Here is a 21,037-nt window from a genome sequence, read left to right as displayed (position 1 = left end):
GATGGCTGCCGGGCAAATATAAAGTTAATTCCGGCCTGTTAGCCAAATCCACCATCATGATGGTAAAAGCCTTGTTAATCTTTAATCTGTTTTGACCAAACGCCTTAATTATTTCCGGTTTTAGTGCTAAAATATGGTCAACTGCGTTTTTGAAACACAGGTTTATGGTGCAGCCAGACATTTAGCATCCTGAATCAGACATTTCGGATGCTGAATAACCGGCATTACGCAGATGACTGCGGTATTGTGGCTAATGATTTTTACTGTTGATTAATGTGGTCCCCTAAATCAATCTAAAATAGTTTTGATCGGGATTTTTTACTTAAAATTGTACATTATTTCAGTTAACTGTTCCTTTAAAAGCAAGCCGCTCAACATTGGAGATTAAAGAACTTATAGATTCCATTCATTACAACAATGATGAATCTGCCTTTAATGAATTGTATAAGCTGCTGATCAATAACCTTAATCAGTTTGCCTGGTCGTTTTTGGATGATAGGGAAGCCTGCGAGGAGATCATCAATGACCTTTTTGTAAATATCTGGACGGGCCGCCACAAGCTCAACAAGATCTCGAACCCGAAAGTATACTTCTACGTGGCAATAAAAAATGCCTGTCTCAACCATATCCGAAGTAATACCTCAAAAAGAAACCGTGACGCCCAGCTTGCCGAAACCTACTATTTTCATTTATCGGTTGATCCGGCGCAGTTGCTCATCAGTAAGGAACTGGAAGCAGGTGTAATAAATGCGGTAAATAGCTTGCCCCCGCGCTGCAAACTGATCTTTAAAATGGTTAAGGAGGATGAACTCTCCTGTAACGAAGTGGCCGATATTCTTGGCCTATCAAACAAAACGGTGTTTGCGCAGCTGGCCATCGCTTTGAAAAAACTGGATGAGGCGCTTGGGAATAAGTAGATCAATTGTTAAAAAAACGTCATTGCTGTAAGGAGCAAAAGGGGAACGAGCCCGGACGCGACGTGGCAATCGCATGCTATACAGGGCGGCTGTGCTTCCGTGCGATTGCTTTGTTCCTCGCAATGAGATGGTTTAATTATAAAAAGTACAAGGTATGTTTGCGCTTTTCACTCAAGAAGAGTTCATATTATCAATTATGGTATAAATCTCAGTTCTCCCAACGATGTATTTAAGTCTTTGGAGCATCATTCAGACCGAAGGCTTTTTACCGGGTTGGTCAATGCCGCTTTGATGCTGTGATAACTAATGGTGAGCAAAGTAATGAACACAGCGCCTGCTCCTGTCAGCGCAAATACCCACCAGGATAATCCTGTACGATAGGTATAGTGTTGCAGCCACTGGTGCATGAAATACCAGGAAACAGGGATGGCAATGAGCAATGCGATACCCACCAGGATGACAAAGTCCCTGGATAAGGAACTCCAGATGCTCATCACAGATGCGCCCAGCACTTTTCTTATCCCTATCTCTTTAATACGCTGTTCTGCTACAAATGATGCCACTCCGAATAATCCAAGGCAGGATATGAAGATAGCGAGTACGGCGAATACGGAAGCCAGCTTTCCTGTACGTTCTTCCGCTATGAATTTTTCCGCATATTCACTATCCGCAAACTTGTAATTGAAAGGAGCTTCGGGCGCGAATTTTTTGAAAACCGCTTCGATCCTGGCCAGTGCTCCGGCAACCGGCATACCTGCCCTGAGTTTCAAATTGACCACATTGAATGATCGCTGCCGGTCATCCATTAAAAACACCACCGGTGTAATGGGGTCAAAGGGCGAAGTCATGACCATGTCCTTTACAACTCCCAGTACTTTCCAGTCTTTTCCGTGCCATTTAATGATTTCGTTCAGTGGTTCTTTCAGTCCCATCTGTTTGATGGCCGCTTCATTAAATAAAAATCCTGACGAATCACTCAAAAACTGATTGGAGAAATTCCTGCCTTCTTTCATTTTCCAGCCTACAACGCTGCCAAAATCAGGGTCGACCAGCACTGTGCCGAACACCTCCTGGCGGTTAGGGTCTTTACCCTTCCAGCTCAGGTTATCTGCCGATGACCAAACGCCGGTTGCCGGGTTGGATGAAGCCGATACACCGGATACTACGCCGGTTCTCTGCAGTTCATCGCGGAAAGCACGGTATCCCTTGATAGCGTTGAAGGGGATAGATACGAGGTTGTTCCGGTTATAACCTACCGGCCTGTCTTTTGCAAACTCAATTTGCTTGAAAACAACGATGGTCCCGATGATCATGGTAACCGAAACAGCGAACTGGATGACCACCAGAATTTTACGGGGTATGGCAGCCGCAGGGCCTGCTTTGAATGTACCCTTTAATACTTTAACGGCATTAAAGGATGATAAATAGATCGCCGGGTAACTGCCAGCAATTAACGCGGTGAAAAGGCAAAAACAAAAGCATATCAGCCAGACCAGCGGATCTGTCCAGATCAGGTGCAATTGTTTGCCCGAAACATTGTTAAAAAAGGGCAAAGTCAGCCATGCCAGCAATACAGCGATCAGGAACGACAGGGCAACGATCAAAAAGGATTCGCTGAGGAATTGGGCGACCAACTGTCCGCGCAATGAGCCGATAGCTTTGCGTATCCCCACTTCTTTGGCGCGCTTTTCACTCCGGGCTGTGCTCAGGTTCATAAAGTTGATGCAGGCCAGCAAGAGCACGAACAGCCCGATGATGCCAAAAAGCCACACGAACTGCAGCCGCCCTGCAATGGCAACGCCGTTTTTGAATTCATACAGATGCCACTGCCGCATAGGGAACAGGAAGAGCGATGGTTTTGCTGCATCTTTCGAATGGTCATACAGAATATTTTGAATTTTGCGTGAAAGCCGGTGCAGGTCGCTGCCCTGATTTAATAAGGCATATACCTGGAATGAACTATTATACCAGTTATTCATATCGCCGCCATTTTGAAATAGCAGATTGACAGGTGCTATAAAATTCACATCGCTGAACTGTGTATTCTGGGGTAGGTCCCGGTATACACCTGTTACCTGTACGAGGTAAGCATCGTTGAGCTTGATGGTTTTATTGATCGGGTCGGTTTGACCAAATATAGCCTCGGCCATTGATTCATTGATCAAAACTGTGCCGGGTGTTTTAAAGGACGTTTTCGATCCCCTGATCATATTCAGGGTGATGATATCTGTAATAGCAGTTTCAGCATAACAACCCATCCTTGAAAAGGCATGGTTGTTATAGCTAATGTTTTGCTCGAAAGTAATGGTCGAAGCCACTTGTTTAAAGTCGTCGCCGTATTGCCTCCGCAGGTCTGCCGATACCGGCAAAGGCAGCGAAGAATAAGTGAAAAGGGTGCCGCCGGCATTGGCATTGGCCAAAACCTGTACGGTGCGGTCATAATTCGTATTGGATTTATCGAATGACAGTTCATCCCATATCCATAAGCCGATCAACATAGCCACAGCCATACCCACGGCCAGGCCGCTAATATTGATGAACGACGAGGCTTTGTTCCTGGTCGTATTTCGCCAGGCGATCTTTAAATAATTTTTAAACATATGATTGCGGTTTACCTGGCTCGAAATTACCGCTGCGGGCCGGTAATCATATGTCAAATTATAAGATGGCAGTTGTTTTTTATACTCTGCGGGCGTTTTTCCCGTCAGCTGTTTGAATGCGCGGTGAAAGGTGCTGGGAGAGTTAAAGCCAGAATCATAAGCGATGCCCTGCAGGGTGAGATGATCAAAAGCCGGGTCACACATTTTTTTGGCGACATCGGTTACGCGGTATTCATTGACAAAATCATTAAAACTTTTTTTAAGCACAGTATTGAGGATCCGGGACAATTCGTGGGTTGTTAGTCCGAGCTTTTCAGCCAGCGAGGTCAAACTGAGTTCCGGGTCTTTGTAATAAGCAGCGTTCTTTACTGTTTTTTTAAGCCAGCCGGCTTTATGCTTAAACTCATCCGGTGGGGGTAACTTCAAAAAATAGGGTCCATCTGCGGGCGAATTAATTTCAGGCCTTAAGATCACCACTCCGCCCGTCCCTATCGCGGAGGCTGCTAAAAGGAGATGTAAAAGATGAAATAAGAGCGTTGATGGGCTATTGTTGTATACGTAAGCCATGATATAAAAAGGTATCCACAATAGCCATAAAAAGGCGAAACCGGTCAATAAATTGATCAGCCACTTGAATTTCAGCCGGTAACGATCGCTCCCGTTAAAATTCAATTCTCTTGAAAAGCTTTTAACCAACCTTCGTGAGGCATGCAGATAACCGCAAACCGAAATAAATCCCAATAGCTGAAATACCGTTATCAGCCCCGGCGCGTTTGATGTAACGTAAATCGCCACACCCGATTCCACAAGCAAGGGACTGAAATGCAGCAGGTCGCTGGAACGAAATTTATGATCAGGCTTTGTGATTCTCAATACATAAAAATAGATGAGCGGACCTAAAGCCAGTAAGAATTGTGGAAGTTGCCGGCTCCAGTGAGGTAAAGTGGTTTCCATATAAATGTCAGTGCCTAAAGCACGGATCATATTCAGAACGGTAACAATCAAGATCAGGCCAAGAATCTGGTTTGCGGCCTTGTTGCCTTTTTTTGCAAGTAACAGCATAAAACTGAAAGCGAGGCCAACGAATATCGTTCCCAGGACAGCCAGGTCATAAAGATCGATATGGAAAGTATATGCTTTCAAGCCATGTAATTAAATCAATCCCTGTTCCAAAGTTTTAACCAATTGATAAGCAGGTGAATATATGATAATGGTTAAATATACTGTAACAGATCCGAACATGGATGTGTCCGTTTTTGAATGTTGAAAAAAACTTTCTGACCCGTCCTGAAAAAGCTATACAGATTTGTGTAAAATCTTCCTATGTGAAAAGTGTAAACTTACCTTGTGTTATTGACATAATCCCCCCTCAAAAAATATTTTAATTTCTTTTAGGAAAAACCGGGAACTGCTGTGTCCTTAAGCCAGAATACCAATTACTATGAGCAAATCCAGGTTTATTGAGTTAATGGCCAAAAGTATGGGCAAATGTGCCAGTGCAGAGGAATTGGCCGAACTCGACATGTTTCTTGAACAATTTCCCGATTATAAAAAAACTTACCAGGTTACTGATGCTTTAAAAGGGAATGATGCACAGCCGGCAGAAACAAAACCTGAAGAGATTAACGGGAACCTGGAAGAGATCTGGAACCGGATCAAAAGCTCGAACGAAGATGCTGAGGACAATACTAAAGTAAGGTTTATGTTCAGGTGGCAATGGGTTGCTGCCGCTGTACTGGTGCTTGCCGTAACAGGTGGCTTGCTTTACAGAAGGGGAATACAGCAGGATAATTCGATTGCAGAAATTGTGATCCATGAAATTCATGTGCCTTACGGTAAAACCCAAAAACTGAAACTGCCCGATGGCACACAGGTAATGTTAAATGCCGGCAGTACTTTTTCATACCCCGAAGCTTTTGAAAAAGGCACCCGGGATGTAAGCCTTACCGGTGAAGGTTTTTTTGAGGTGACCAAAAATGCTAAAAAACCTTTCCTGGTGCATACCGCTAAGCTTGTTGTAAAAGTATTGGGTACTGTTTTTAATGTGAAGGCCTATAATAATGATAAAACGGTTGAAACTACTTTGTTAAAAGGTAAAGTGCAGGTTGAATTAAAGAACAACCCAGAAAAAAAGATCATCCTGCTGCCTAACGAGAAGCTTATAGTTATTAATAACCGCGATCCTAAAAGTGTAAAGCCAAAAGAGAACAAAATAGAATACCAGGTTACCGCATTACCCGATGTTAAGCCCGATGAAGTAAAGGAAACTGCCTGGGTTGATAACCGGATCCTGTTCACTAATGAAGTGTTTGAGGATGTGGCTGCGCAAATTGAACGCAAATACAACGTGCAGGTTGTATTTGAAGATCAGGCGCTTCGTACCGAGCAGATAAGTGGTTTGCTTGATAAAGAGTCGTTGCAGGAGGCTTTGGGCATTATTGAAATGACCACGCCGTTCAAATTCAGGGTAGATGGTCAAACTGTTTACCTGTCGAAAAAGGAAAAATAAATTAAATAAACTAACCTCTAAACTAACAGCTTATGGTATTGAAAACTTACTTATCAGATTCCTGAAAATCCAAAACAAACAAGGGAAGAGCTGTCACTCCTCCCCGCAAACAAATAGGATTTTATTAACGGAGTAAGTCATTGCAAAACAGCGCTTACTCCATCCATTTATTTTCAAAACAAATGTAATGAAAAAAACAAGAAGGGTGTTTTCGCTTCAGGGTGCACCCGTATGTCTCAAAGTTATTTTGCTGATGAAAGCAGTATTTTTTATGGTCCTGGTTACCTGCGTGCAGGTTTCTGCAAAAGTGTACTCACAGCAGAAATTTACGCTTAGCTTAAAGCAGGCTGAGGTAAGCAGCATCCTTACCAAAATTCAAAAACAAAGCGATTACAGGTTCTTTTACAACTACGCTTCTATTAAAAAACTGGGCAAGGTTGATCTTGATGTAAAAGACGCAACAATTGATGAACTGCTTGCGGCTATTATTGATGATAAGCTCTCCTACAAAATGAACGATGATCATGTAGTGATCATTGCAAACCAGGAGGATACTAAAAGTTTAGCCATTGTAAAGGGAAAGGTTGTTGATGCCAAAGGCGAGCCACTTATTGGTGTAAACATCCGGCTTCAAGGTACCAATCAGGGTACTACTACCGATGCAAATGGTAATTTCAATATTGATGCACCGGTAAACGGAGTATTGGAAATTACCTATATCGGTTACGAAAAAAAGGTGGTTACTATAACCGGAAGCCAAACCTTAAATATAACACTGGTTGCTTTGCCATCTGCCTTAACCGAAGTTGTGGTGGTAGGGTATGGTACCACTAAAAAGATAGATGTTACCGGTGCCGTAGCCAGCGTAAAGGGTACCGATATTCAAAATCTTCCAGTAGCATCAGCAACCCAAGCTTTGGATGGCCGTGCAAGCGGTGTTAACATTGTGCGTAACGATGGTTCGCCGGGCGCCGCGTCAAGTATCCGTATCCGTGGTACCGGTACGCTTAATGATGCCAACCCGCTTATTGTTGTTGACGGTGTGCCTACCAGCAACCCCGATGCTTTGAGCGATATCAACCCCAACGATATTGCTTCGGTTGATATATTGAAGGATGCATCGGCAGCTGCAATATACGGTACACGTGCAGCCAACGGTGTTGTATTGGTAACCACTAAAAAAGGTACTTATAACCAGAAATTAGCAACCAATGTCAACTTTTACAATGGTTTCTCTAATACCACTAAATACCTTAAGCTGTTAACTGCCCCTGATCTTTATACATTAAAAAGGGAACGCTATACTAATGATGGTGTCGCTATCGATGCACCATGGAATGATAGCTATTATGCCACCCAAAGAACCGACTGGCAGAGGGCTATTATGAAAACAGGCCACGTAGTTAATGGTGATGTTAATTTAACCGGTGGTAATGAAGTATCAACCTATTATTTATCAACCTCGATTTATAATGAAGATGGTATAATTGATAAAACCAATTTTAAACGCTTCAGCACTCGTTTCAATTCGGAGCATAAGGTAACCGAATGGTTGAAATTGGGCGAAAATATCCAGTTAAGCTACGCCAATAATGTAGGGTTTGACAATAACAACTCTCAAACCGGCCTCATCTTCTCGGCTTTACGCTTTAACCCGGCCATCCCTTTGGTTAACCCGGATGGAACATACGGTACTTCAAAAGCCTTTGCCAACCAGTTAGGTGATGTCAACAGCCCTTATGCTACCATACAGGAAGCAGACAGGTTTAATAAAAAATACCGGGCGCTGGCCAATGCCTTTGCCGAAATCACATTCTTAAAAGAGTTAAAACTCCGTGTAAACTACGCGTATGATGGTACTTTAAACCGTGCATATAACTTCAGCATAGCCGATGTTAACCAGGCCAGGCAAAATACTACCTCTCAGCTAACTCAAAACGAGGGTGAATTGTCATCACAGTTGTTGGAGTCGTTCCTGACTTATGATAAGGTGTTTGGTAAAAGCCATGTAACCTTCACCGGTGGTTATTCATACCAAAACTTTAAAACCTATGGCTTTAACGCATGGCGGATAGGATATGATGATACATCACAAGATCAGCGTGTGCTTAGCCTGGGCAACAGCCAGTTTAACTCAAGCGTAGTACCCGATGAATCATCATTGCAATCAGGCTTCGGCAGGTTGTTTTATGATTACGATAGCCGTTTCCTGGCTACTTTAACTTTCCGCGCAGACGGATCATCCAAATTTGCACCATCAAAAAGATGGGGTTACTTCCCGGCATTTTCTTTAGGCTGGAGGTTATCTAACGAACAGTTTATCAAAAACATAAGCTGGATAAGCAACCTGAAACTAACAGGTGGTTATGGTGAGCTTGGTAATCAGAACATAGGTACATTCCAATACACCAGCTTAATAAGGCTGGGCAGCACCTATGAAAATAACGGTTACACCTTTGGCGGTACCGGTTATACCGGCGCGGCAGTTTACAGCCTTGCCAATCCGGATATTACCTGGGAACGCACAGCCATGACCAATATTAGCTTAGATGCGGGCTTTTTAAATAACCAGTTAACCACAACATTAACATGGTTCAATAAAAACACCAAGGATATGCTTATATCTCCACCTGTAGTAGGTGCGGCAGGTTCGGTAAATATTCCTAACCAAAATATTGGTACCATGAATAACAAAGGTTTTGAGTTTGAATTTAATTATCATGGTGGTAATGATAAGGTAAAATACTCTTTTGGTGCTAACGCTTCATATATCAAAAACAAGGTAACCAAGTTAAATGGAGAGGGGACTTTTATTGGTTCAACTGTTTATGGCCGCTCAAGCCAGGAAATTTCCCGTACTTATGAAGGTCAGCCAATAGCTTCATTTTACGGCTGGAAAACCAATGGTTTATATCAAACACAAGCCGACATTGATAACGATCCGGCACTTAAAAATGATTCGCGCAAGGCCAGTATCAGGCCGGGCGACGTGCGTTTCCTTGACCTGAACGGCGATGGCCTGATTGATGGTAACGACCGTACCAACCTGGGTAATCCTAACCCTAAGGTTACCGCGGGTTTACAAGGTAACATATCATACAAAGGCTTTGATTTCTCGGCAAACTTTACCGGCGTATTTGGTGTGAGCCTTTACAATGCCGATAGAATGCAGGGTATTGACCCAACCTATCCGTTTAACCTGTATGCCGAAAGTTTAGGCCGTTGGACAGGTCCGGGTACCAGCAATACCATCCCTCGTTTATCGCTTGATCGTGCTAATGATAACTACCGTACATCCGACTTATTTGTTGAAAGCGGAAGCTATGTAAGTCTTAAAAATGCCACTTTGGGTTACACTCTTCCTACAAGCTGGGCAAAAAAAGCCACTTTAAAAAGTGTAAGGCTATATGCTTCCGGTCAAAACGTATTTTTTATAACCGGTTATAAAGGCTACACGCCTGAGTTGGGTTATACGAACGGCAATTTGCAAAGAGGGGTTGATGTAGCGCAATACCCATCGACCAGGACAATAACATTTGGTGTAACAGTTAAATTATAACATCATCATGAAATCGAACAAAATATTATATACGCTTTTATCACTGGCCCTGGTGGGCAGCGGTTGTAAAAAAGCGCTTGATTTAAAGCAACAAGGTGTTTACAGCTCAACCAATTATTTCCGTAACGAAGTTGATGCTGTTAACGCGATAACCGGGATCTACAGCATTTTACCTGAAGAGGATTATATAGGACATGCCGAATCAACATTTGATACCCCATCCGACGATTACTGGCGCTCGGGCGACCACGGCGAGGACGAAGGTATCGAAAACCTGACTTACGATGCTTCAAACGCGGCTATCAGGTATCCCTGGAGATGGAGATATGAGGAAATTAACCGTGCTACCAACTGTATCATTAATATTCCTAAAATAACCGCCATATCTACCGATGTTAAAAACCGCAGCATGGGCGAGGCCTATTTTTTAAGGGCTTTTGGCTATTGGCGTTTGATGATCATCCACGGTGATGTTCCTATTATTACTGAAGCTGATTATACATCGCTGAATTTTAACGTTCCAAAATCACCGATTGAAGATGTTCGCAAACAGATAGAGGCCGATTTGTTAAAAGCGGTTGACCTGTTACCCGAAAGCTATGGCGCTGCCGATCGTGGCCGCGTAAGTAAAGGAACAGCACTGGGTTTATTAACCAAATTGTATATGTACTGGGAAAAATTACCAGAGGCAATTGCAACCGGTCAGAAAGTGATTTCCAATTCGCATTATGCTTTGGCTGCTAATTATGCTGATAATTTTACCCGTGCAAATGAAAACAGCACCGAATTACTTTTCTCTATCCAGGCTGTTCAAAATGTGGTACAAAACGACTTTACCGTTTACTACATTCCGCGCCCCTGGGGTGGTTATGGTTTTAGCCAGCCTTTACAGGGGCTTGCCAACGAGTTTGAAGCAAACGACCCGCGTAAAGCTGCAACCCTGTTAAGCGTTGGAGACAAAGTAGATTTGGGCGATGGCAATGGTTTAACAACCTTCACTGCCGATCTTTCAGCTACCGGTTTTGCTTTTAAAAAGTACGCGGTATTTAATACCCAGGCAAACGGCGGCGGTGTCGACCACAGTTTTGCAGTACCTTTAATGCGCTCTGCTGATATTTATCTGTTAGTTGCCGAAGCATTGATCCGCACACAGGGGGCGGGAGCAGGTGATGCTTTGATCAACCAGATCAGGCACCGTGCTTCTCCGTTGTTAAAGCCCGTTTCAGGAGCAGGTATGAAAGAGCTGATCCACGAGCGCCGTGTTGAGCTGGCAGGCGAAGATCAGCGCCACCAGGATTTGATGCGCTGGGACAAAAAGAACATTGTTGACATTGCGGCTATTTATAACCTCGCTATCTCTAAAGCGCCGCTTGATCAAAACAAAACAGTGACTTTTGTACGCCCTAAAAACTATTACTTCCCAATCCCACAGGTGGAAATTGATAAGAGTAAAGGTGTATTGATACAGAACCCTAATTTTAAATAATCAGATCCTTATACCGGCGGCAGGGGAGAACCTCCTGTTGCCGGTATTTTTTCAGGCATCATTCGATGCCGCTATTTAATAATCTATTGAATGAGAAAGTGTTTACTTGTTTTAGCTGCTATTATTGCATTTGGCTTTAAAGCCGGTGCCCAGGTTGATCAGAAAGCCTCTTATGACTTTATTGAAAGAATAATCCCCGGTAAAAGTAATTTGTTTACCGTTGAAGCTATCCCGCAGCAAAACGGCAAGGATGTATTTGAGCTGGAGAGCCGTAATGGTAAAATAGTGCTCAGGGGCAACAATGGTCTGTCAATAGCATCGGCATTAAACTACTATCTTAAAACTTATTGCTTTTGCGATATCGGCTGGAATGGTACCAACCTTAATTTGCCGGCAACCCTGCCTGCAGTTAAAGGGCTCATCCATAAAACAACACCTTACCAGTATCGCTACTATTTAAACTACTGCACATTTAACTATACCATGGCCTGGTGGGATTGGGATCGCTGGCAAAAAGAAATTGACTGGATGGCCCTGAACGGCATTAACCTGCCGCTGGCGATAACCGGCGAAGAAGCTGTTTGGCAAAGTGTTTATAAAGACATGGGCTTTACAGATAAGCAACTGGATGAGTTTTTTAGCGGTCCGGCTTATTTTTCATGGTTTTGGATGGGGAACATTGATGCCTGGGGTGGCCCGCTGCCGCAGCATTGGATGGATTCGCACAAAACATTACAAAAAAAGATTTTAGAGCGTGAGCGCTCTTTCGGGATGACGCCTGTGTTATCGTCATTCACCGGCCACGTGCCGCCATCATTTAAAGATAAATTCCCCGGTGCTAAGGTTAAAAAAACCAACTGGGATGCCGGGTTTCCCGATGTTTTTATACTTGACCCCGACGATCCGATGTTTGAAACCATCGGCAAAAAATATATAGAAGCGCAGACGAAGGAATTTGGTACCGATCACCTTTATTCTGCCGATACTTTTAACGAAAACGTGCCGCCAACCAACGATTCAACTTACCTGGATGGCATGAGCAAAAAAGTATTCAACTCCATGGCCGCTGCCGATCCAAAAGCTATTTGGGTAATGCAGGGCTGGATGTTTCACTACAACAATAAATTCTGGCAGCCACAGCAGATCAAAGCTTTGCTTAATGCCGTGCCCAATGAGCAAATGATAGTGCTTGACCTGTACAGTGATGCCCACCCGGTTTGGAACCGTACCGAAGCTTATTACGGTAAACCTTGGATCTGGAGCATGTTGCAAAACTTTGGCGGCAACATCAGTCTATTTGGCCGCATGCGCCACGTAGCTGCCGACCCAGCCATCGCCCTGCATGATCCCGAATCAAAAAATATGCGCGGTATTGGTGTTACGCCCGAGGGCATAGAACAAAACCCTGCCCTGTTTGCCCTGATGCTGGAAAACGTTTGGCGCGATACGCCGATTGATGCCGATGCCTGGGTTGCAAATTATGCCCAGCGCCGTTATGGTCAGGCTAACGGCCAGGCAAATGAGGCGTGGCATATCCTATTAAATTCGGTTTATTCGGGTGGCTTAACCGAGGGAGGGCCTGAATCAATTATTGTAGCAAGACCGACGTTTAAAAAATATATCGATAGGGTACTGACCAAATTGGATTATGACCCAATGCAACTGGCTAAAGCCTGGGGCTTGCTCATAAACGCTGCCGATAGCCTGAAACAAAGCGATGGCTTTCAGTATGATCTGGTTGATGTAACCCGGCAGGTGTTGGCCAATTATGCGAGTCCGTTGCAGCAGAAAATGGCGCAGGCCTATCAAAATAAAGATCAGCAGCAGTTTAAATTATACAGCAGCCAGTTTTTGGAATTGATGGATGATATGGATGCCCTGCTAAGCACCCGTAAAGACTTCCTGTTAGGTAAATGGATAAACGAGGCAAGAGCTAACGGCATAACCGACAAAGAGAAAAACCTGTATGAATTTAACGCCCGCGACCTGGTTACCCTTTGGGGCGATAAGGAAAGCGGCTTAAGGGAATACTCCAACCGTCAATGGGCAGGTTTAATAAAAGGTTATTATAAACAACGCTGGGCCATGTTCTTTAATCAGCTGGATAAATCATTATCGGACAAAACTGATTTTAATGCCGATGCTTTTGACAAGCAGGTAAAAGATTGGGAATGGCAATGGGTAAACAAGCATGATAATGCTTATACCGATGTGGCTAAAGGTGATGCCGTTGAAAAATCAAAGCAATTGTTTGTGAAGTATAATGCAGTGATTTTAGGAACTCACTGAGACGCCGTTAAAAAGAAATTTTCATAAAACAGTATAAAAAATGTCATTGCGAGGCACGAAGCAATCGCGAACTATACAGGGGGGCTCTGCTAATAGGGGATTGCTTCGTGCCTCAAAATGACGCTTTTTTAATTTTATCGAATGACAGGATTGTAATATAATCATGAGGATACGCCATTCTATATTAACGTTCATTTTACTGCTAAGCGCTTTTACGGCAGCACACAGCCAAAGCGCTAACGATCATATTTTCCCGGCAATGGCTGTTGCCAAACCTTACATTGATTTTGACAGCAAAGGTTTTATTATTCAGGGCAAACGCACTTTTATTGTATCGGCAGGGTTGGAATATGCACGCATCCCGCACGAGCTTTGGTACGATAGGTTGCTGCGGATCAAACGGGCTGGTTTTAACTGCATAGAGATCTATACCATCTGGAATTTTCATGAAGAACAGGAAGGCAAATTTAACTTTACCGGTGATCATGATTTGGGTAAATTCCTGGACATAGTAAAACAGCTTGGCTTATATGCCATTGTACGCGTTGGCCCATATTACTGTGCCGAATGGGATAACGGTGGCTACCCGATATGGCTTAAATTTAAGAAAGGCCTCCGTGTACGTGAAGATAATAAACCTTTTGAACAATATGTAGATCGGTTTTTTGACCACCTGCTACCGGTTGTATTTAAGCGGCAGATCAATGATGGTGGCGCGGTAATTTTGGTACAACTGGAAAACGAGCATCCCAACGGTTGGGGTACTATCATGTCCGACGGATATTTTAAACGCCTGCAATCAAAAGCCTTGCAAATGGGTATGCAGGTGCCTTATTTCTTCAGCGGTTTGCACCATGCCAGCGACCCTGCGGGCGATGGAAAGCTTGATGATGATAAGCGGCCAAACCCATGGTTCTCTACCGAATTTTGGGCCGTTTGGTATTCTCAATACGGCGCTAAGCCGGGCGATGCTGGTCTTTATGACAGGCGTACATGGAAGATCATCGCTCACGGAGGTAACGGATATAATTACTATATGGTTCATGGCGGCTCAAACTTTGGCTACACCAATAATGATGAGGATGCTGCTTCATATGATTATGGTACAGCAATAGGTCAGGCGGGCGATTTAAGGACGATCTATTATACCTTTAAACGTGCAGCCTGGTTTAGCCGTAGCTTTCAGGATGTTCTGGAGAACAGCACCAACGGATCGGCTGCTTATAAAAGCATAACTGCAGATACCACTCTGAAAATATCCGCCCGCACAAGCCCTGCCGGTGATCTGATATTTTTGGATAACCCCGGCACATCTAAAATAAGCACAGCACTGAATATCAGCGGTGCCGAAGAACTGCTTGCCGGTAAAAAGATCAGTGTTCAACCCAAAGAGATTTACCCTTTGGTGCATAATTATAAGATCAATGACGAGGTTACGCTTAATTGGGCTTTTAGCCGTGTTTTTGCAATTGTAAAACAGGATAACACTACAACTATCATAGTTGATGCCGAAGCCGGTGACCAGCTGCTGCTCCGGTTCAATACCAAAGCGAAAGCTTCATCGACTTTTGCAGCTATAAAAGTTGCCAATGATCATGTAGTTATCGACGAAAAAATGCCTTTTACAGGAGAAACACCTGTTGAATATGGCTTTAGCACAGGTTCACAAACTATCAGGGTTTTGGCCATGAACAGAGCCCTCACTGATAAAACATGGATCACCGAAGTTTCAGGTAAGAACTATATCATCACTGGTTTAAATTACGTTGGCGAAAGCGTTGTTAAAAACGGACAATTTACCATAGCAACTGAAACTCCTTTAATGCAGCGCGCAGCTCAAAAGGGAATACTGTATACAGATAAAAAAGGACTGGTTTTTAATCTCAATATGCAAAAGAGTAATCAACAGCAAGTCATCAACTTATCCAATTGGCAATATAAAAATGCAGCTATCAACTCGGTATCAACTGTAAATACAAGCACCTGGCTCAAATCAAAAAATCCGCAGCCTATGGGTGCCGATGCTGATGTAACTGCCGATGCCTGGTACAGAACAGCCGTAAACATACCATCAAACGGAAAATATACCCTGCAGGTAAAAGGCGGCGGCCGGGGACAGGCATTTATCGATGGCAAGCCGCTTGCCAAATGGAAGCTGAACGATAATGAGCTATCCTTTGATCTTAAAAAAGGAAAGCACACATTGGCTGTTTTTACGGCACATGATGGGAGGGACAAACTGGCTGCCTATCTTGGCCCGATTGACGAGGTAGATAGCAAAGGGCTTTTCGGTACTGCGCTGATCAAAAAAGGAGGGCCGTTTATTACAGAGCTTGGAGATTGGTATTTTGCTAAAGCCGTTGAGAAGGATGACGTGAAACAAGGACCACCTGCATTTGATACATCGGTGTACAAAAAATATAAAATAGGCGCGGATGTTTTTGATCTGAAAGAGGGCTATGCCTGGTTTCATACAACAATTCCGCAACAACCCGCGGGTACCTCGAAAATAACGGTGCTGTTTAAAAGTGTTGATGAAAATGCCACCGTATTTATCAACGGTAAGCAGGTAGCCCATCATGATGGTTGGAACCAGCCTTTTGAGGTGGACATTACCGATGCCGAAGCTCTGAAACACCCCATTAACCTTACCCTCTTTATTGAGAATTACTCGAACGAAGGAGGGATTGATCAGCCCATAAAGATCAATGCAATTGGTGATGCCACAGCGATAACAGGTTGGCAACTGAAGGGCGGTCCGGGTGATGCAATGAGTATTCAGGGCTGGGCTAAGCTTAATGCCGCTAAGCAAATGAAAAATGCCCCAGCCTTTTATCGTACCACTTTCAGTGTACCACAAGTAACCGGGAATACATTCATCTGGCGGTTTGACCCAGCAAGCTTAGGGCATGGCTCTGTTTGGGTTAACGGACATAATTTAGGCCGATACCCTGAAAAGCTGGATATGAAAAGCCTTTATATCCCCGAATGCTGGCTTAAAAGCGGTTTAAACCAATTGGTGGTTTATGACGAGGACGGCAGCAATATCAACAAAACCCGCATTGTAGCCGAAGAGGTGGCAGGCAGAATAATCAAAGAAATTTCAATACCCCTTAATTAACATAACAGCAGAAAATGGCTACAACAACCGAAAGATTTACCGCACTTGATGTTTTCCGTGGTATGACCATTTGCTTCATGATCATTGTTAATGCCCCCGGTTCGGGGGCAAACGTATGGTCGCCGCTTGATCACGCGGCCTGGATTGGTTTTACACCTACCGATCTTGTTTTTCCATCATTCCTGTTTGCTGTAGGTAACGCGCTTAGTTTCTCCAAAAAGAAATTTGAAACCGATGCCGCTTTTATAGGCAAGATCTTTAAACGTACAGTCATCATTTTTTTGCTGGGTTACCTCATGTATTGGTTCCCTTTCTTTCACCGCGAGGCTGGTGGCTGGGCATTTAACCCTTTAAGTCATACCCGCATTATGGGTGTGTTGCAGCGCATAGCTTTATGCTACTTTTTTGGTGCCTTGATAGTTCATTACTGTTCGCAAAAAACGGCTATCATTATATCTGTTGTGCTTTTAATAGGCTATTGGGCTTTCCTGGTGTTTTTGGGCGAACCGGGTAAAGAATATACCATGCTTGGCAACGCCGGCACCCGGCTGGATATAGCAATATTAGGTAATGACCATTTATATCACGACAAAGGCGGCCCCATCGCTTTCGATCCAGAAGGTTTATTGAGTACCATGACGGGGATTGTGAATGTAATTGGCGGTTTCCTGGCCGGGGCGTTCATTCAGCGGAAGGGTAAAAATTACGAGTCGGTTGCGCGCTTGTTCATGTGCGGGGTTTTACTGATTGCTGCTTCCTTGTTCTGGGCGCAGTTTTTCCCTGTCGCCAAAAAGCTGTGGACAAGCTCATTTACGCTGCTTACCATCGGTATTGATCTTTTGCTGCTGGGCTTTATGGTATTCGCTATCGAAATAAAAAAGATGAAGAACGGTACAAACTTCTTCCTCATTTTGGGCCGAAATTCATTAGCCATATACTTGCTATCGGAGTTGCTGCTCACTGTTTTCCAAACCGTTTGGGTAAAGCCTCAGCTTAGCTTTTATGACTGGATCAACCAGGTGTTTTATCAAAAGCTATTTCCCGGCGCTTTTGGCACGCTGGTATTTGCACTTTGTTATATGATGCTTTGCTGGTTGGTGGCCTGGGTGCTTGATAAAAAGAAGATCTATATTAAAATATAGTTTTTGCCCGTAGAGACGCATCACATGCGTCTCCAACCAAACAGGTCAACGTTTTATTATCAGATGGGAGACGCATGTGATGCGTCTCTACAAATAAAGATAGATTTAAATTGAAGACACTATTCCATATCGTTTTCGCCTTAGCTGCAATGTTATTAATAGACACCAATCTGCATGCCCAGCAAATAAACCACCTGCATTATGTTGACCCGTTTATTGGTACTACCGTAAGTAATGTGCTTACCAAATGGGGCAATAACGGCGGCTGTTATCCCGGGGCGGTTGCGCCATCGGGCAGTGTACAGCTAAGTCCGGAAACAAGAGTTACCGGGGCCAGGGGATATAATTATACCGATAGTTCAATTTATTACTTTAGTTGCTTTGGGCATATGAGCGGCTTCCCGGAAGGATCATCCGGTCGCTTTTTTATAATGCCATTCAATGGTGATGCTGACTTTGAAGCCGGTAAATCAGCCATGCGTTTTTCGCACAAAAAAGAAATCGCTGTACCCGGTTATTATAAAGTAAGTTTTGACGATCAGCACATCACCGCAGAAGCTACTACAACTGCAAGAACAGGTATGTTCCGTTTTACTTTTGGCGGAAACACCAGCCCGCAAATTTTCATCGGCGGAGGGGCTGAGGTTCAGGTTATCTCCAATAAAATAATCCATGTTGCAGGAGCTAATACGGTTATAAACTTTAGCGAAGCCTACACAGATAAAAAAGAGGCTAAAGACGGCTGGTTATTCAGTTTCGCTAAAGCTGAAATAAGTGGTAAAGTAATTACTATACAGTTAAGCAAATCATCGGTTAGCTATAGTAACGCGCAGCATAATATCGACCAGGAAATCGGTCACCTGGGTTTTGATGAGGTGCGTGCGAAAACCAGCAGCGAATGGGCTAAACTGTTATCGGTTGTGGATATAACCGATAGCAACGAGCAAAACAAAACAGTGTTTTATACCGCGCTTTATCACTCGCTACTACTGCCATGGGTTGTTGATGACGCTGATGGCAGTTATCGTGGTAATGATGGTAAAGTTTATCAAAAAACAGGGCAAAACCAGTATGGCGGATTTTCTCCCTGGGATACATTCCGGTCGCTGCACCCTTTACTTACCCTGCTTTATCCGCAAAAACAACAGGATGTGATCTTATCCATGCTGGATGTTTATAAGCAAAGCGGACACCTTCCAACAGAGACCATGACGGGTAACCATGCTGTCCCAATAATTGTCGATTCCTATCTAAAGGGGATCACAGGTTTTGATAAGGAGCTTGCTTATAAGGCTATGAAGAAGGATCTTATTGATGGCCCATTTGTTCAGTCGGACATGGAAATTTATCATGAAAAAGGCTATGTCCCCTTTACCCGGCCAGAATCGGTAACCCGCACTGTTGAGTACGCTTATGACGATTGGGCTTTATCACAATTCGCGGACAAAGTGATGAATGATAAACCAACTTACCAATTGGAATTAAACAGGGGTTTCAATTACCGCAATCTTCTGAACAAAGATGAACTGTTCATGCTTCCGAGAAACGGCAGCGAGTTTAAACTTCAGCCCGGCACATCAGGCTATAAGGAGGGCGATAAATGGGTATACTCATACTTTGTGCCCCAAAATGGTAAAGACCTGATCAATATGACAGGAGGCAACACGCTATTTGCTGCCCGTTTGGATTCGGCACTTAGCAACAACGTTATCTTGTTTGATAACGAAACCGTATTTCATCTGCTTTATTTGTTTAACCAGGCCGGCAAACCCGCTTTAACTCAAAAATGGGTTAGGAAGATCATGCTTAACAGGTTCAGCGCTACGCCCGGCGGTTTGCCCGGCAATGACGATCTGGGTTCAACATCCAGCTGGTATATTTTTAGTGCGATGGGGATCTATCCGGTATGTCCCGGCAGGCCGCTTTATGCCATCGGCGCGCCGTTGTTCAAATCTGTAGCGCTCCATCTGCCAAATGGCAAAAAGTTCATCATCGGCAGTAATAATTCAGCGTTGAAAAATAACTATGTACAATCACTGCGTGTGAACGGTAAGGTCTGGCAGCAATTGATCCTGCCACATTCGGTATTGGTAAATGGAGGCACAATGACTTTTGATACAGGAAAAGCACCCGGGAATTGGCCGACGGATAAAGATCCAATTGAGCTGTCAGCCACACAAAAAAACACGGCTTTTAGCATAGTGAGTTATTCGGCTAACAAAAAGAGCGTGGTGCCGGATGAGCAGCTTACAGTAAACTTTAAACTTAAAAATACAGGTAGTAAAGGGATTAAAACCGTAAAGTTGTCGGTTAATGGTAAGCCATATGGTTATAAGAACTGTTTGGTAGAGCGAGGGCAAACTATTCAGGATTCCATAGTATTCAGGCTTTATCCGGTTGGAAAAACATTATTGCAGCTGGATAATATGCCTTCACTTACAGTAGACGTAAAACTGCCCGAAAAACCACAGGAACATCCTTATCAAATATCCGGACTGGATGTAAAACCGATGATCAGGCTAAATGAAAACCAGGAAATTAAGTATACGATAAAAAATACCGGCGGGATTAGCCAAAGCTTTACAGTACCTGTAATGCTGAATGACCTCGTTGCTTTTACTGACAATATCAAACTGAATGCAGGTGAAGCTAAAACCGTTAGCCACATTACCAAAGCATTGAAAAATGGATTTGAGTATGTAAAAGTTGATAGTGCTAAAGCCATGTACAAGGTTTATGAAAGCGCTATGGAATCGTTGTTGTTAGATTTTACATCGATTACTCCTGGTAAAACGGTGACTGATAGTTCGGGCTTCCATAACGATGGAAACATTATTTCAAATTTGGCAAATATTAAAGATAGGTTGCTGTTTGGAGATAGTACTTATGTAGAAGTACCAAATTCGCCAGTTTTGGACAGGATGGGCGAATCCATTACCATGATGGGTTGGGTTTATCCGATGGGCAACGAAAAAGGCCTGGTTGATATCATTAGCAAGGGCGATAATCACGTACTGCAAATGACCGACAATAAAACGCTCACCTTTTTTGCCGGTGGATGGGGTAGGGGCGACTGTACAGTAAACCTCCCTGCCGACTGGCAGCAGCATTGGCACCACATGGCAGGCGTATGCAGCGGCAAAACGCTGTATGTTTACATTGATGGTGTATTGGCTGGTACCTCTGTATTAGAGGTAAGCGCCGATCTGTCCGTAAACAACAAGTGGACTTTAGGCCGAAACGAGGAATTTCCATCCGAACGTGTGTTTCATGGTTATATCAACAAGGTAAAAGTGTTCAAAGCTGCTCTATCTGCAGATGATATCAAAACTATTGTAGCCTCAGAAAAGTAGTATCGTGCTCAATCCAACATCAGCAAAAATATTCGTGAAAAAAATATCCCGCTTATCATAA

Annotated in this window: 9 protein-coding genes; 8 read left to right on the top strand and 1 reads right to left on the bottom strand. The window is 43.7% G+C overall.

The window, feature by feature from the left end; genetic code table 11:
- Positions 1-377 precede the first annotated feature (377 nt).
- The gene (locus ACFFGT_RS00955; RefSeq protein ID WP_377020612.1) at positions 378-917 is read left to right on the top strand and encodes an RNA polymerase sigma-70 factor; all 540 of its coding nucleotides are present in this window, start codon (positions 378-380) and stop codon (positions 915-917) included.
- A 245-nt stretch (positions 918-1,162) separates the two neighbouring features.
- On the opposite strand, the gene ACFFGT_RS00950 is transcribed toward ACFFGT_RS00955, so the two are convergent.
- On the bottom strand, positions 1,163-4,660 hold the full coding sequence (locus ACFFGT_RS00950) for an ABC transporter permease (protein WP_377020611.1): 3,498 nt from the start codon (positions 4,658-4,660) through the stop codon (positions 1,163-1,165).
- 298 nt (positions 4,661-4,958) lie between these two features.
- Between ACFFGT_RS00950 and ACFFGT_RS00945 the strand changes: the two genes are divergently transcribed.
- The 7 genes from ACFFGT_RS00945 to ACFFGT_RS00915 all read left to right on the top strand — a co-directional run bounded on the left by ACFFGT_RS00945 (position 4,959) and on the right by ACFFGT_RS00915 (position 20,976).
- Positions 4,959-6,026 (top strand): FecR family protein, encoded by a 1,068-nt coding sequence (locus ACFFGT_RS00945; RefSeq protein WP_377020610.1) that lies wholly within the window; start codon positions 4,959-4,961, stop codon positions 6,024-6,026.
- A gap of 187 nt (positions 6,027-6,213) precedes the next feature.
- On the top strand, positions 6,214-9,585 hold the full coding sequence (locus tag ACFFGT_RS00940) for a TonB-dependent receptor (RefSeq protein WP_377020609.1): 3,372 nt from the start codon (positions 6,214-6,216) through the stop codon (positions 9,583-9,585).
- Positions 9,586-9,592: 7 nt separating this feature from the next.
- The gene (locus tag ACFFGT_RS00935; RefSeq protein ID WP_377020608.1) at positions 9,593-11,071 is read left to right on the top strand and encodes a RagB/SusD family nutrient uptake outer membrane protein; all 1,479 of its coding nucleotides are present in this window, start codon (positions 9,593-9,595) and stop codon (positions 11,069-11,071) included.
- Positions 11,072-11,161: 90 nt separating this feature from the next.
- Positions 11,162-13,360, top strand: coding sequence for an alpha-N-acetylglucosaminidase (locus ACFFGT_RS00930; RefSeq protein WP_377020607.1), 2,199 nt, complete (start codon positions 11,162-11,164; stop codon positions 13,358-13,360).
- A gap of 163 nt (positions 13,361-13,523) precedes the next feature.
- A complete protein-coding gene (locus ACFFGT_RS00925) occupies positions 13,524-16,481 on the top strand; it encodes a beta-galactosidase (protein ID WP_377020606.1) in 2,958 nt (985 codons plus the stop codon).
- Positions 16,482-16,495: 14 nt separating this feature from the next.
- Positions 16,496-17,623, top strand: a complete 1,128-nt coding sequence (locus ACFFGT_RS00920) for an acyltransferase family protein (protein ID WP_377020605.1) — start codon at positions 16,496-16,498, stop codon at positions 17,621-17,623.
- Positions 17,624-17,733: 110 nt separating this feature from the next.
- Positions 17,734-20,976 (top strand): GH92 family glycosyl hydrolase, encoded by a 3,243-nt coding sequence (locus ACFFGT_RS00915; RefSeq protein WP_377020604.1) that lies wholly within the window; start codon positions 17,734-17,736, stop codon positions 20,974-20,976.
- The last annotated feature ends 61 nt before the right edge of the window (positions 20,977-21,037 follow it).

Origin of the sequence: Mucilaginibacter angelicae (genome assembly GCF_042434235.1) — a bacterium.
In the GTDB taxonomy this organism is placed as follows: domain Bacteria; phylum Bacteroidota; class Bacteroidia; order Sphingobacteriales; family Sphingobacteriaceae; genus Mucilaginibacter; species Mucilaginibacter angelicae.
The sequence above is the reverse complement of the archived record's forward strand: the minus strand, read 5'-3'. Positions and strand labels throughout refer to the sequence as shown.